This is a genomic window from Tepidanaerobacter sp. EBM-49 (genome assembly GCF_001896645.1).
Taxonomy (GTDB): Bacteria; Bacillota; Thermosediminibacteria; order Thermosediminibacterales; family Tepidanaerobacteraceae; genus Tepidanaerobacter; species Tepidanaerobacter syntrophicus.
The window spans coordinates 21,728-36,462 of the sequence record NZ_MPPE01000022.1; the positions used below are offsets into that span (position 1 = coordinate 21,728).

At 40.9% G+C, this 14,735-nt stretch carries 11 protein-coding genes and 1 tRNA gene; all 12 read right to left on the reverse strand.

The window, feature by feature from the left end:
* Window positions 1–4: 4 nt before the first annotated feature.
* Window positions 5–508: a PTS sugar transporter subunit IIA gene (locus BUE08_RS03225; RefSeq protein ID WP_286680368.1), complete on the reverse strand. Its 504-nt coding sequence runs from the start codon at window positions 506–508 to the stop codon at window positions 5–7.
* A 122-nt stretch (window positions 509–630) separates the two neighbouring features.
* Window positions 631–3,603 (reverse strand): sigma 54-interacting transcriptional regulator, encoded by a 2,973-nt coding sequence (locus BUE08_RS03230; protein ID WP_286680369.1) that lies wholly within the window; start codon window positions 3,601–3,603, stop codon window positions 631–633.
* A gap of 252 nt (window positions 3,604–3,855) precedes the next feature.
* Window positions 3,856–4,479, reverse strand: coding sequence for a class II aldolase/adducin family protein (locus BUE08_RS03235; RefSeq protein WP_286680370.1), 624 nt, complete (start codon window positions 4,477–4,479; stop codon window positions 3,856–3,858).
* Between the two features lie 21 nt (window positions 4,480–4,500).
* Window positions 4,501–6,510, reverse strand: a complete 2,010-nt coding sequence (gene ligA / locus BUE08_RS03240; protein ID WP_353682077.1) for an NAD-dependent DNA ligase LigA — start codon at window positions 6,508–6,510, stop codon at window positions 4,501–4,503.
* A gap of 25 nt (window positions 6,511–6,535) precedes the next feature.
* Window positions 6,536–8,689, reverse strand: a complete 2,154-nt coding sequence (gene pcrA, locus BUE08_RS03245) for a DNA helicase PcrA (RefSeq protein ID WP_286680372.1) — start codon at window positions 8,687–8,689, stop codon at window positions 6,536–6,538.
* A gap of 38 nt (window positions 8,690–8,727) precedes the next feature.
* Window positions 8,728–9,036, reverse strand: a complete 309-nt coding sequence (locus tag BUE08_RS03250; RefSeq protein ID WP_059031577.1) for a YerC/YecD family TrpR-related protein — start codon at window positions 9,034–9,036, stop codon at window positions 8,728–8,730.
* A gap of 40 nt (window positions 9,037–9,076) precedes the next feature.
* On the reverse strand, window positions 9,077–10,456 hold the full coding sequence (gene pepV, locus BUE08_RS03255; RefSeq protein WP_286680373.1) for a dipeptidase PepV: 1,380 nt from the start codon (window positions 10,454–10,456) through the stop codon (window positions 9,077–9,079).
* A 128-nt stretch (window positions 10,457–10,584) separates the two neighbouring features.
* On the reverse strand, window positions 10,585–10,998 hold the full coding sequence (locus BUE08_RS03260) for an adenine nucleotide alpha hydrolase family protein (protein WP_059031579.1): 414 nt from the start codon (window positions 10,996–10,998) through the stop codon (window positions 10,585–10,587).
* A 120-nt stretch (window positions 10,999–11,118) separates the two neighbouring features.
* Window positions 11,119–12,384: an ATP-dependent Clp protease ATP-binding subunit ClpX gene (clpX, locus tag BUE08_RS03265; RefSeq protein WP_213951564.1), complete on the reverse strand. Its 1,266-nt coding sequence runs from the start codon at window positions 12,382–12,384 to the stop codon at window positions 11,119–11,121.
* 24 nt (window positions 12,385–12,408) lie between these two features.
* A complete protein-coding gene (gene clpP, locus BUE08_RS03270) occupies window positions 12,409–12,993 on the reverse strand; it encodes an ATP-dependent Clp endopeptidase proteolytic subunit ClpP (RefSeq protein ID WP_083497612.1) in 585 nt (194 codons plus the stop codon).
* Between the two features lie 15 nt (window positions 12,994–13,008).
* Window positions 13,009–14,427, reverse strand: a complete 1,419-nt coding sequence (gene tig / locus BUE08_RS03275; protein ID WP_213997505.1) for a trigger factor — start codon at window positions 14,425–14,427, stop codon at window positions 13,009–13,011.
* Between the two features lie 173 nt (window positions 14,428–14,600).
* Window positions 14,601–14,686, reverse strand: a tRNA-Leu gene (locus tag BUE08_RS03280).
* Between the last annotated feature and the right edge of the window lie 49 nt (window positions 14,687–14,735).

A 14,735-nucleotide genomic window follows, 5' to 3' on the forward strand; every position in this document is an offset into this window, starting at 1 on the left:
ACCTCTATATAGAATTTATATTATTATTTAACTCATCTGTTGCATTACTAATTGCAGAATTCAATTCTTTGGCAAATTCTTCTTTATTTTCAATGCTTATTAGTTTAATCAAAAATCGTTTTTTTTGAAAAATATCTACTAATTTTTTAAGTAAATTAATTTGGGTGTTTGGATCAGTAATTGCTAGCATAAAAATAAGCTTTACATCAACTTCTTCGTCTGGATTTCCCATTACATTAAATCTTACCGGCTTCTTTAAGGTCGCAACTGCAATTCCTGGTTTTATTACATGTTCTATATCGGTATGTGGAATAGCTACGCCTACTCCATTAGTTGGCAGTCCTGTGGGGTATTCTTTTTCTCTTTGCAAAATAGCGTTTAAATAACTGCTTTTTACATATCCTTCTGAAATAAGCTTTTTTGCCATTAATGTTATTACTTCTTCTTTTTCAGTTGCTTCAACGTTTAGCATAATAAGCGATGGATCGATTAATTTTACTTCCTGCATAATTTTCCTCCTATTTCTTGTTCTCGTATAAATCTTATATTATATTTAATCTGAAATTTCAATTGGACTTCTGGTTTCTATTCTCGCAAGTTCCGTGCCAACATTTTGGAAGTTTATGTTTTTTATAGGAGAAGTTCTAGCATTATGCCTTTTACATCCGCTGGAGTCTTTGAATTTCTTAGCTTTGCGATGAAGTCGGGGTTTTTGAATAAATCATAAAGCTCTAAAACCATTTCCTTTGACTCCTCATTTACTGCCAGCATGAAAACTAAATCTACCGCATTTTTCTCCCACCAATCTATAGGATCCTTTAATATTGCTATAGCTATGGCAGGCTTTATGACGTTTTCAGGGTTTCCGTGGGGAATGGCGTATTTTCCTTCTATAAGGGTCGGTCCCATGATTTCCCTTTTGTATATGTCCAGGAGAAATCCATCTTTAACATATCCGCCTTTTGTGAGAAGATCAGCAAGGCCATCTAAAACTTCATTCTTGCTGCTGTAATCAGGTTCCACCAAAATAAGTTCCTCGCGTATAACATCTGCAAGGGGAGAATGGATTTTAACATCGGCCGGTATATTTTTTAGCGGCAAATTGCCTCCAATAATATTTTGTAATTTTTTCGCGGCACTGCCATCCACTATTTCTTCCAGCGAAATAAACGGTATTGAATTATCATGAGGGTTTATGCTTCCAGCAATTGCAGCCACATCATATTCTGATTTTAATTTTTTGATCTTCTCCAAAACATCCTCATCTCCCGCTATGCCAACAGGGATGATTTCCGCTTTTTCCTCAATACCCGGCAGCATTTTTTCTATAAGTCTTTTTATCCTTACCGCAGTTCCCTCTCCCGTTATACATAACGTTATAATAGCTCTTTTTTCTTTTGGCTCTGAATCTTGCGGCACAAATCTCCCCAGCCCCGTCTTGTCTTTATCGATTATTTCAACAATTTCGTCCAGCTGAGCATCCGGTAGAATCGCTCTGCGCGTTGCCTCTAAAACCATTACTGTATCCACTCTACCCACTGTTTTTGTGGGAATTCCGGTTCTTTTAGTGATTATTTCTCCAAATGTTATCAAAGATCCCATGTCTACCAGCAAAAGCACGCCTTTTCCTTCATCCGCCTTTTTCACCGTTTCAATAGTTCTCTCAAGTGCTGACTCAGGCTTTTCATCAAGAGACATCTCTATACCTACTGCGTGATTTACACCTAAAAGCCGGTTGGCAACATCAGCCATTCCTTGGGCCACCCTGCCATGGGATAAAACTACCACGCCTACCCGTCCTCTCTTCATATCCATAGGCTTTGTAACAGTCCTGATATACATTGCTACAAATCCGATTTCGTCAGGCGGCAGTTTGTATCCTGATAATATCTCTACACGCTTTACCATTTCTTCGGCTATGCTGTATTCCAGTTTGTATTCATTCCTAATTTTCTCAAGCTGTGGATTTACAATGGGTTTTCCCATCTCAATTCTTTCAAGAGTTGCGCTTAAATGAATAGCCAAACAGTAAAACAAATGCTCATCAGCTTTGCCTAATCGTTTTTCCGCAATTTTTGTAATTTCCTCAGCCATATCTACTACTTTTTGTCCGACTATTCCTACCAAATCCTGCTTTGCAAGGGTTTGATGGCTGGTTTCAACCTGTCTTATTAATTGCTGAAATTTTATCTCAAGCTCCCCGCCAATTACCCTGTTTATTACATCCTGTTTTAAACCTTGCTTTTCAAGTTCCTGAAATCTTTCCTCGATGTATTGGTAGATTTCGCGGGGTAATTCATATAGATTGTCTTTAGGCCCTGCCTTAATATCGATCTTGCCCGGCACTACCAGTAAATCCCCTCTTAAAAAGCTCTCCACTTCAGGCTTTCGGCTTTCTATTTTCAGGAGTCCTCTTCGAACATGTGCCGGCAAATCAATTAAATCAACTTTTAAATAGTCTTTTTGGTCGCCTACATATGTCAAAAAACTTCTGGCGCATGCCACCTGGATATCGCTTCTAAGCTGCCCGATATTTCCCGGGCAATCGTATAGAAGTAAAGCTCTCAGTGCTTCTTGGGTCACCTTTATCCTAACATCTATCCTGTTTGCTTCCTGGCTAAAAAAATTTCTGATAATCTCGTATCTTTCATCAAGAGATCTTTCCGAAAGCGGCGGAAGTTCAATAATCATCGGTATTCTTCGCCTAAAAGTCAAAAGCAGAGCAGATTCAATATCTTCGGTAGTTGCTGCAATTATCAGCACATTTGCGCTTCGTTCAACTTCAGTTTCGCCCATCCGCCTAAATTTTCCTTTATCCATAAGGTAATAAAGAAGCTCCTGGCCTTCAGGGGGAAGACGGTGGACCTCATCCAAAAACAAAATACCACCATCGGCTTTTTCCACTAAACCCTCCTTCGGACCTACCGCCCCGGTATATGCGCCTTTCGCATGGCCGAAAAGTTGGGATAAGAGAAGCTGGGGGTTCTCCGCATAATCTGCGCAGTTGAAAATGATAAAAGGTGCACCGTCAGGAAGAACGCCTACCTCCACCGCATAATCATACATAGCCTCTGCCAAGTTGCTTTTCCCTACTCCGCTGGGTCCTAAAATTAATGTATGAAGCCCATGGGGCGGATAGAGAATTGCGGCCTTAGCCTGCTGAATCTGGGGTTTTAAGCTGCCTTCAGAACCCACTATGTTTTTAAAGGCTGTTGATTCTTCAGGATATCGCGATTTTTGCGTATTCTGAAAATTTTCCTCCTGACCTTGTTCCTTCATTTCTTCTTTCCTGTCAAAATCACCCGATTCTTTTTCAATTTCTTCTCTTGTAGAAGACACAAGAAATCTTGATACTTCAAAACCTCGTTCTTGAATGATTTTGGTAAGCTGCCGGTTGGATATATCTTTGTTTTTTAATAGTATCTCCTTTATCTCCCGCACCAGATAAGGCTTGCGCCGTTCCCTAGAATCCGGAATATTAAGTTCGCTTCGCAGCGTAGTTACCGCATCTCTTCGCATACTAAGCATATCGGCCAACTGTTCATCAGTATAGGGGTTTTTCTTGTCTTCCGATTCAATAAGTTTTCTAAGTTTATCCTCCACAAATTCACCACCTTTCGAATTTCTTCTCTCTTAACACATTTTATGCAATTTTTGTACCAAATTATTTGAAGATTTTGTTGTTGCATGTCACACCTGCTTTACCTAATTTTTCAATATCTCTATTCAACATTATATACCACAAAACCTACCATTTGAATATAGTATTATAAAACAAAAGACCTTATGCAGTCGCTTTTTTCGAGCTGACTGTATAAGGTCTTAATGTTTTAAGTGAACTACTTGGTATTGTGCCTAGCCATTTTTAAGGTTTTCCAGTAGATTTATTGGCATGAACTCTGTTTGTCCAAGTGCCAGCATATGATAATATAAAAACGCAACTTCTTCCACATACATGGCATTGAGTAAAGCTTTTTCCAGGGTTTGGCCTACGGCTAATACCCCGTGGTATTTTAAAAGGCACACATCAGAATCCTTCATAACATCTTCCATGCACTCAGCAAGATCGCAAGTGCCCGGTGGGGCATACTCCGCTACTTCTACTATATTTCCGCCGTAGTGAATCGCTTCAACAGTAACAGGCAGAATTTCTTTTGGCATGCAGGCAAAAAGTGTGGCGTACCGGGAATGAGAATGGACGATTCCCGATGCCTTTTCTTTAATCTTGTATGCCCTAACATGCATTTGAGTTTCGATAGACGGCTTATAAGGGGCATCGATTATATTCCCATCCAAATCTACTGCTGCAATCATATCGCTTCTGAGCTCCTGCCTTGATATCCCTGAAGGAGTTATGTAGACTACTCCTTTTTCCCTGTCAATCGCACTGACATTGCCGGATTTATGTTTGAACAAACCGATTTCTTCCGCTTTCTTGGCAGTGCGGACAACTTCTTCTTTAAGTTCTGTTTCTTTCATAGCTTCGCCCTCCCGCAATTTTTATTTAGCCTTTGAAATTAATTCTTCAAATTGCTCTTCATTTAATATTTTAACTCCTAGTTCCAATGCTTTGGTATATTTTGATCCGGGGTCTTTTCCAACTACTACATAATCTGTTTTTTTGCTGACACTGCTTGTCACATTGCCTCCAAGACTTTCAATAAGTGCCTGGGCTTCGGCGCGGCTGTATTTTTCAAGGGCTCCGGTTAAGACAAATGTAAGGTTTCCAAGAGGCTTTGGACCGGCTTTTTGTTCATACGTCATATTTACACCGGCCTCTTTTAGCCGCTGTATCATTCGCTTTGTCTGCTCTTGCGCAAAAAAAGCAATTATACTCTGAGCCATTTTGTCCCCGATTTCAGGAATTTGTGTCAGCTCTTCGTGCGTGGCATTTTGAAGTCTGTCCATCGTTTTAAATTCCTGTGCCAGTGTAAGGCTTGCTTTTGAGCCGATAAGGGGTATACCCAGTGCGTATATAAGCCGGTTCAAGGGCTGCTTTTTACTGTTTTGAATCGCTTCAATAAGATTGCTTGCGGATTTTTCGCCCATTCGCTCCAGAGAAACCAAATCTTCTTTCTTTAGAAAATATAAATCAGAGGGGTCTTTTATGAGATTTGCAGAAAGAAGAAGTGAAACAATGGCAGGCCCCAGTCCTCGGATATCCATGGCATCCCTTGATGCAAAATGTATAATTCGCCGGCGTATCTGGGCAGGACAGGCAACACCGGTACACCTATAGGCAACTTCATCCGGCAGCCTTATAACTTCAGCTCCACACTCCGGGCAATGTGTCGGCATTTTAAATTCCTTTTCATTTCCTGTTCGCTTTTCTTTAATTACTGCCACGACCTCCGGAATAATATCTCCTGCCTTTTGAACTATGACATGATCGCCTATCCGTATATCTTTTTCCTTTATATAGTCTTCATTGTGCAATGTAGCTTTGCTGACGGTAGAGCCTGCTATCCGCACAGGAGTCAGCACTGCGTTAGGTGTTAGAACTCCCGTTCTTCCAACTGTTACAATGATATCCTTGATTACAGATTCCTTTTGTTCCGCTGGAAATTTATAGGCTATGGCCCAACGGGGTGTTTTGGCGGTAGATCCAAGTATCCTTTGGAATTCTAAGGAATTTACCTTGATCACCATACCATCTATTTCATAGGGCAGTGAATGCCGCTTTTCCTGCCAGCTCATACAGTAGTTTACTACATCATCAAAATTATTAAAAAGCCTTATATGTTCATTTACTCTAAAACCGCACTCCTTATAATATTCCAATACCTCAAGATGTGTGGTAAATTCTATTCCCTCTGCATATCCCAGGGCGTACATAAAGGTGGAAAGGGGTCTTTGAGCAGTAATTTTCGGGTCAAGCTGCCGTATGGAACCTGCTGCCGCATTGCGGGGGTTTGCAAAGGGTGCAAGTCCTGCTTCCTCTCTTTCCTCGTTAAGCTTTTTAAAGCCTTCTTTTGAAAGATAAACTTCGCCTCGAACCTCTATTATGGCAGGTGTCTTCTCCGGCGGCACTCGAAGCCGAAGAGGCACGCTTTTTATTGTCTTTACATTTTGAGTTACATTTTCACCTACTACGCCGTCTCCCCTGGTGGCTGCCGTTGCAAGAAGGCCATTTTCGTAGGTAAGGGAAATTGCAAGGCCGTCAATTTTAAGTTCAACTACATATTCTACATTATCGCCTACTGTTTCCGTAACCCGCCTGTGAAAATCCCGAAGCTCTCCTTCGTCAAAAGCATCGGCAAGGCTTATCATGGGCTCCCTGTGAGTTACACGTTCAAAATAAGGCAGGGGCTCGCCGCCTACTCGCTGAGAAGGTGAGTCAGGAGTTATAAGTTCAGGAAACTTTTTTTCTAAGGCAATTAGCTCTCTCATGAGTTTATCATATTCGGCATCGGTAATTTCAGGACTGTCCAGCACATAATAGCGGTAGTTGTGGTAGTTGATTTGCTCTCTCAGTTCCTTTATCCGTTTTTCGGCCTCTTTTATGTCCAAAAGATTCACCCTTCCTTTTTCCGATTTATGCCTTGGTTATCGGCGCATACTTTAAAATAAGGTGCTTTTCGCCTATATCAGGAAAATTAATGAAAACCTCTGCATCCTCATCCATGCCTTCTATATCAACAACTACGCCTTCTCCCCATTTTGCATGCTTTACCTTATCGCCCGGTTTTAAGGTTCCCACAGGCTTGGGCTTTTCGTAAACTTCGCCAGATTTAAAATAAGATTTGGCAGGTTTGCTCTCTTCTTCTTTGCTTTCACCGGTATCTAAATACTCCGGTGAAATTTCCTTTAAAAACCTTGATGCCATGTAATAGGAGGTGTTGCCGTAGAGATTTCGGCTCCATGCCCTTGTTATATAAAGCTTTTGTTTTGCTCTGGTAATACCTACATAGCAAAGCCTACGCTCTTCTTCCAACTGGCTGCTTTCTGTAAGAGATCTTGAATGGGGAAATATGCCTTCATCCATTCCCGTCAAAAATACCACCGGGAATTCTAATCCCTTTGCACTGTGAAGTGTCATTAAAACCACTGTATTTTCTTCATCTTGCATATTATCCACATCAGATACCAGTGCAAGCTCTGCTAGAAAATCTTCCAGATGAGCATCAGGCATTCTTTCTTCGAACTCTCTTGCGGCGCCTATCATTTCTTGAAGGTTTTCTACACGGCTTATTGCATCAGGCGTGTTTTCGTTTTCTAATTCTTTCATATAGCCGGTTTTCTCTAGAATATATTCCATTAGACCTGCTATACTCATTTCCTTTGAGGTGTTTATAAAGTCTTCTATCATTGCAAGGAATTTAGAAAGCTTGGATTTAATAGATGCCGAAATCGGCAGCTCATCTATATTCTTTATGGCATCAAATATGCTCATTCCATTTTCTTCTGCCACAGCTCTCACTTTTGCAACTGTAGCCTCTCCTATTCCTCGCTTCGGGACATTTATTATTCTTGTAAGGCTTACATCATCAGAGGGATTTGCTGCAAGTCTTACATATGCCAAGATGTCCTTGACTTCTTTTCGCTGATAGAACTTTAATCCACCGATTATCTTATAAGGAATACCAGTTTTCACAAAAGCATCTTCCAAAACTCGAGATTGAGCGTTAGTCCTATAAAGCACCGCTATATCTTTAAAGTTCATGCCGCTTTCAAATGTCAGTTCTTTGATCTTTGAAGCAATGAAATACGCTTCTTCAAGCTCATTATCAAGTTCTGCCAGGGTGATTTTTTCGCCTTTGTTGTTTTGTGTCCAAAGCTTCTTCTTTTTTCTGCTGTAATTGTGATCTATAACTTCGTTTGCCGCATCCAGGATGGTTTGGGTTGACCGGTAGTTTTGCTCAAGCCTTATTACTGTCGCATCTGGAAAATCTTTTTCAAATTCTAATATATTTCTAACATCGGCTCCCCGAAAGCTGTATATACTCTGGTCATCATCGCCTACAACACAAAGATTTCTGTGCTTTGCCGCCATTAGTTTTATCAGCTCATACTGAGCCATGTTTGTATCCTGGTATTCATCAACCAGGATATATTTGAATCGATTCTGGTAGTAATCAAGTACTTGTGGAAATGTCCTAAAAAGCTCTACGGTCTTCATTATGATATCGTCAAAATCTAAGGCATTGTTTTCCTGGAGCTTTTTTTGATAGAGCATATATATTTTTGCCATGGTGCTTTCACGAAAGTTTTCTGCCTTGTCTACGCATTTTGCAGGTTCCATTAGGTGATCCTTTGCCCTTCCTATATAGTTTAGGACTGCGGAAGGCGGAAATTTTTTGTCGTCGATATTCAGTGCTTTAAGGCATTGTTTCATAAGTGCCTGCTGGTCTTGAGTATCAAAAATTATAAAGTTTCTTTTGTAACCCAGCTTATCGATATCCCCGCGCAAAAACCGTACACAAGCGGAGTGAAATGTGCTAATTAATATGTCATCGCTTTGGGGAAGCATTGAATTTACTCTTTCTTTCATTTCTTGAGCAGCCTTGTTTGTAAAGGTTATAGCAATTATGTTTTTGGGGTCTGCGCCAAGATTATTTACAAGATAAACTATCCTGTAAGTAAGAACTCTAGTCTTACCGCTGCCTGCTCCTGCAAGAACCAAGAGGGGTCCTCCTGTATGTGTAACCGCTTTTTTCTGCTGCGGATTTAAATTATCTAAAAAATTCATTGAAAACCTCCTGATAAAAAAGAAACGTGACGACCACGTTAATTTTCTTGCTTACGCGACTTTTCAAGTCTTTCGAGTACAAGATTGTAGCCGTCCGAACCATAGTGCAAAAAACGCTTTACGCGGCTTATAGTGGCAGTGCTGGCTCCTGTGGCTTCGGCAATATCGGTATATGTGCGGCCTTCTTTGAGCATGATTGCAACCTGCAGCCTCTGGGCCATGGCCTGCAGTTCTCCTACCGTACATATATCCTGAAAAAATCGGTAGCATTCGTCTTTGTCTTCCAAAAGCAATATGGCCTCAAAAAGTTGGTCGATATAAGGGTCGTCTACTTTCCTTACTTTCATTTTTATATGCCTCCTTGCGCATAGGAGCCTGCCCGCCGCCTTATTCGGCAAGCTCTTTTAACACATATGTGTAAATACGTAAGTTTTTAAATAATGTGTCTATTTTTATGTATTCGTCCTTCTGGTGTGCTAAATCCTCATCATCCGGAAAGCTGGGACCAAATGCCACACAGTTGTCAAACATCCTGGCATATGTGCCCCCGCCTATAGTAAAGCAGTAGGCCTTTTCCCCGGTAACTTCCTCATAAGCCTTTTTCAGCTTTTGTATTAATATGTTGTCTTCCGGCACGTAATGGGGCTCTTTGTTGTGAATATCGGTAATTTGTATAGGCTCCGGAGTATGCTCTCTAATTTTACTGATTACCATGTCGTCGGTATATTTAATGGGATAGCGAATATTTATGGTGACTGCGGCATTTTCTGCCCCTATATCAGTGATGCCCACATTTAGTGTAAGGGGACCTGAGATTTCGTCTTTAAAATCTACACCTAAACCGCGTCCTGTGGTGTCAAGACCTATTTTATCATCTAAAAATCTTACAAAAGAGGCCTTTGGCCCGCATATATTCATACTTCCAAGAAGCCTTACAAGCAGCATAATGGCGTTTTTGCCGGTCTCGGGTCTGCTGGCATGGGCAGAGATGCCATAGGAGTTTATGATTATCTTGCCGCCTTCCTGGGCTACCTCAAAGTTTCCTCCTATTTGTTTACCTATAGTATCGATAGCATTTTTGACTTCATCTATATCGCCTAATATCACGGCTTCTGCATAATCCGGCACCATATTAGGTCTGGTTCCGCCTTTTATTGAAAGTATTTTTATGCCGTCACCCTCTTCTTTGCTTTCAAGGGATGCGGCAAAAGAAAACGTTAAAATGCCTTTTTCACCGTTTATTATGGGATAGGAAGCATCTGGCGAAAATCCCATGGTTATAGGTTCGTCATGAGTTTTATAGTATTTCATGCACTCAAAATCGCTTTCTTCATCAGTGCCAAAAATTACGCGAACCCTTTTATTAAGGATTGCTCCGGCATCTTTAAGTGTTTTTAAAGCAAAAAGCGCTGTCATGGCAGGCCCTTTGTTATCGATGGCGCCTCTTCCATATATTTTACCATCACATATTTCGCCGCCGTAAGGGGGATAGGACCAACCGCTGCCCTCCGGCACCACGTCAAGATGCACCAGTACCCCAACTATTTCGTCTCCGCTTCCCAGCTGCGCCCATCCTGCATAGTTGTCAAGATTTTTAGTCTCAAGGCCGAAGCTTTCCGCAAGACCTAAGGCATACTGTAAAGCTTTTGCCGGACCCTCTCCAAAGGGCATGCCTTCTTTTGGCTCTTCTTTTACGCTTTTTATTTTTATGATATCGCAAACAGCTTTTACAAGTTCCTCTTCGTTAGCTTTTATAAAATCATCCATTTCATATCCTCCTGTCGCAAAATCGAGTAATCTAGTATATATTATTTCAACTTCGAACTGCTAAATCCTCTTTTAATGTAAAAAAAATAAGCGAATAAACAAGGTGTGCCTGAATATTCGCCAAAAACTCAGTCTACGACTTCTACCGTAATTCCATTTTTTTCAACAGCGCTGCGCAGCGGATTTATGACTTCACCGCTTTTTTGCGCATCAAAAGCAGATCCTAAGGATTTACCCACGATTATATGTGTGATTTTATTTTCTTTCGAAAAGTTTGCAAGTGTTGTATATACTTCTTCGCCGGTGAGGATGGAAACTGTGCCTCCCAGCTTTTTTGCAAGCTCAAAAAGCTCCAGTAAAATCTTATGATCTTTCAAGTCTTTATTGAGGGCTTGTTTTTTATTTACATATATTACTACGAATTGGCCGTTGCACTCACGCGCCCTTTCAGCGCCTCGCTTTATCAATCTTTCACAACTTTTTTGGGGTGTTACGCAGACCATAACCCTGTGCTCTATCTCAGGGTCAAAAACGACCATCATGGCAAATCTCCTCTCTCACCCTTGCTCTCTATTCTTTTAATTTTATTATAACTGAAACGGCAAATTTTCGCAATAAAATAGGGGCGACAGCATTTGCCCGCCCCTTTAGGTTCTATTCACTTATGCCGTTACTTCTTTCTTTTTGCCCTTTTTTCTATCTGATGTAACAATAATAGGTTCATCTCTATTGAGTATTACTTCTTTAGTTATGACGCATTTTGCAATATCGCTTCTCGATGGAAGTTCATACATAACATCCATCATAACTTCTTCAAGTATTGCTCTTAGGCCTCTTGCTCCTGTTTTTCTTCTTATGGCTTCTTTTGCTATAACTTCTAAGGCTTCGTCAGTAAATTCTAACTGCGAGTTATCCATTTCAAAAAGTTTTTGATACTGTTTGACAAGTGCGTTCTTTGGTTCTGTCAGTATCTTTATAAGCGCAGCTTCATCAAGGGCGGAAAGTGTCACAATTATGGGAAGCCTACCTACAAACTCAGGTATCATGCCGTATTTCAGCAAGTCTTCCGGCATTATCTGCTGCAGGATTTCTCCTACCTCCATATCCTTCTTGCTGTGAATCTCAGCTCCAAATCCCATGGACTTCTTACCTGTTCTGTTTTGAATAATATCGGTGATACCCTCAAAGGCACCGCCGCATATGAACAATATATTAGTAGTATCTATTTGGATAAATTCCTGGTGCGGATGTTTGCGTCCTCCCTGAGGCGGAACGCTGGCTACCGTACCTTCCAATATCTTTAGTAGGGCCTGCTGCACGCCTTCTCCGGATACATCCCGGGTTATAGAGGGATTCTCGGATTTGCGCGCTATCTTATCTATCTCGTCAATATAGACGATGCCCCTTTCTGCTCTTTCTACGTCGTAGTCCGCTGCTTGAATCAGCTTCAAGAGGATATTTTCCACATCTTCGCCTACATAGCCTGCCTCTGTGAGAGTCGTAGCATCGGCTATGGCAAAAGGCACATTTAGTATTTTTGCAAGGGTCTGGGCCAGAAGGGTTTTGCCGCTTCCGGTAGGTCCTAACATCACTATATTGCTTTTTTGAAGTTCCACATCATCCATCTTGTTCTGATAGTTTATCCTCTTATAGTGGTTGTATACTGCTACGGAAAGCGTCTTTTTCGCCTGCTCCTGCCCTATTACATATTGGTCCAGGATGCTTTTGATTTCATGAGGTTTAGGAACATCCGTAAAGTTTATCTCGGTCTCCTCGCCAAATTCCTCTTCGATTATTTCATTGCAAAGTTCGATGCATTCATCACAAATATATACACCGGGACCTGCTACTAACTTTCTTACCTGATCTTGGGTTTTGCCGCAAAACGAGCATTTAAGCTGCCCTTTCTCATCGGTAAATTTAAACATAATCTGTTCACTCCTTTCCGGCTTTTAACTCCTCTTACTAATCACCTCGTCAATTAAGCCGTAATCAAGAGCTTCACTTGACGACATAAAATAGTCTCTGTCTGTATCACTTTGAATTTTTTCAATGCTCTGTTTCGTATGTTTTGCAAGGATTTCGTTTAGTAATTCTCTTAAGCGCAAAATTTCCCTTGCATGTGTTTCTATATCAACCGCCTTCCCTTCGACTCCGCCCCAGGGCTGGTGAATCATGATTCTTGAATTAGGCAGTGCAAAGCGCTTGCCTTCGGCTCCTGCCGCAAGCAGCACTGCTCCCATACTGGCGGCAAGTCCCATACAGATAGTAGACACATCAGGTTTAATATACTGCATTGTATCATAAATAGCAAGTCCTGCCGTTACAGAACCGCCGGGGCTGTTAATGTAAAGGCGCACATCCTTATCCGGGTCTTCTGATTCCAAATACAATAGCTGGGCTATGGTAAGGCTGGCCACTGTATCATCAATTGCTGACCCTAAGAATATAATTCTCTCTTTTAAAAGCCGTGAATAGATATCGTAAGCTCTTTCGCCGCGACTTGTTTGCTCAACAACCATAGGTACTAAACTCAATTTAACCAACCTCCTTTATTCTTCCGTCTTCTCCGGGATGCTTTCATTTTCAGTTTCGGCTGCTGCGTTTTCATCTTCAGTATTTACTTCATCTTTTACTTCTTCTGATTCTATTATATCATTTTTTATTTTATCTTCCACTTTTTCAGTTATAACAGCGTTTTCTATAACTAGATCGAAAATCTTATCTGTTAAAATCATATCCTTTATCTGAGCTATGCCCTGAGGAGTTAGCGACTTCTTGTATTCTTCCACAGGCGTCTTGGAAGACTCAGCAAATTCCTTGATTTTCTCTTCCAACTCTTCATCGCTTACAGTAATATTTTCTGCTTTTCTTATTTCTTCAAATATCAGAGATGTTTTTACATTGCGCACCGCCGCATCTCTGTAGCGTTCTCTTAAGTCTTCAAGGCTCATGCCTGTAGACTCAAGATATGTGGAAAGGTCATATCCGAAGGTATCCCTTAAGTTTATTGCAAGCCTTAAAATAATATTGTCAGTTTCATGGTCTATCATTACGTCAGGAATCTCAACTTCTGTTTCTTCTATTAGTTTATCTATAACAGAGGTTCTAAGGGATCTTTCTTCTTTGGATTTTGCATCCTCTTGAAGTTTCTTTTTGATGTCTTCTTTCAGTTCTTCTAATGTATCAAATTCGCTGACATCACTTGCAAAATCATCGTCTAGCGGAAGAAGTTCTTTTACTTTTATTTCTTTTAAGGTTACATTAAAAACTGCCTCTTTGCCGGCAAGTTCTTTTGAGCCGTAATCCTCGGGAAATGTAACGGTTATGTCTTTGGTTTCGCCGGGCTTCATTCCGATGATTTGTTCCTCAAAACCCTTAATAAATGAACCGGAACCTAATTTTAGAACATAGTTTTCCGCACTTCCGCCTTCAAAAGGCTCATTGTCTATATAACCTTTAAAGTCTATAGTAACTATATCTCCATCTTGAGCCGGTCTGTCTTCAACAGCCACAAGACGTGCATTTTGTTCCTGCATCATTTTGAGCCGTTCTTCCACTTCTTCCTCGGTTACTTCGTAAACAGTCTTTTCTACTTCAAGGCCTTTGTATTTATTAACCTTGGCTTCCGGCTTTACCACAACTTCTGCCGTAGCAAGTACCGGCTTTCCGGCTTCGATCTGCTGAACATCGAACTTGGGCTCGTCTACCGGCTCAAGGTTGTATTCCTCAATGCCTTTTTCGTAAGCTTTAGGCAGTAGAATTTGCAGCGCATCTTCATAAAACACTTCTACGCCATAGTGTCTTTCGATAAGCTTTCTTGGAGCCTTTCCCTTTCTAAAACCGGGAACTGCAAAGCGCTTAGCATTCTTTCGATATGCTTGCTCGATTGCCTCTTCAAGTTTGTCTGCATCTACTTCAAAGCTCAAGTAAGCAGTATTTTTTTCTATCTTTTCCAGATTAACCTTCATTATGCTCCTCCTTGCGATCGCCAAAAAAATATAAGATTTTATCTTTCATTTGTGCAATTAGCTATATTATAGCATAAAAAAATTGTGCATTCCAAGAACAATTTTTAATAAAACAACACCTCGGCGTTTGAAAACCGAGGTATTAAACCCGCAAATTTTAAAATGTAATAAAATGGTGCGGGCAAGAGGATTTGAACCTCCATGGGATAAATCCACCAGATCCTAAGTCTGGCGCGTCTGCCAGTTCCGCCATGCCCGCATGGTGGGTCATGGAGGACTCGAACCTCCGACACCCTGATTAAAAGTCA

Bases quoted from the DNA above. Each gene is read 5' to 3' on its own strand.
- BUE08_RS03225 (WP_286680368.1), bottom strand. From the start codon at position 508: ATGCAGGAAGTAAAATTAATCGATCCATCGCTTATTATGCTAAACGTT.
- BUE08_RS03235 (WP_286680370.1), bottom strand. From the start codon at position 4,479: ATGAAAGAAACAGAACTTAAAGAAGAAGTTGTCCGCACTGCCAAGAAA.
- pcrA (WP_286680372.1), bottom strand. From the start codon at position 8,689: ATGAATTTTTTAGATAATTTAAATCCGCAGCAGAAAAAAGCGGTTACA.
- BUE08_RS03250 (WP_059031577.1), bottom strand. From the start codon at position 9,036: ATGAAAGTAAGGAAAGTAGACGACCCTTATATCGACCAACTTTTTGAG.
- pepV (WP_286680373.1), bottom strand. From the start codon at position 10,456: ATGGATGATTTTATAAAAGCTAACGAAGAGGAACTTGTAAAAGCTGTT.
- BUE08_RS03260 (WP_059031579.1), bottom strand. From the start codon at position 10,998: ATGATGGTCGTTTTTGACCCTGAGATAGAGCACAGGGTTATGGTCTGC.
- clpX (WP_213951564.1), bottom strand. From the start codon at position 12,384: ATGTTTAAATTTACCGATGAGAAAGGGCAGCTTAAATGCTCGTTTTGC.
- tig (WP_213997505.1), bottom strand. From the start codon at position 14,427: ATGAAGGTTAATCTGGAAAAGATAGAAAAAAATACTGCTTACTTGAGC.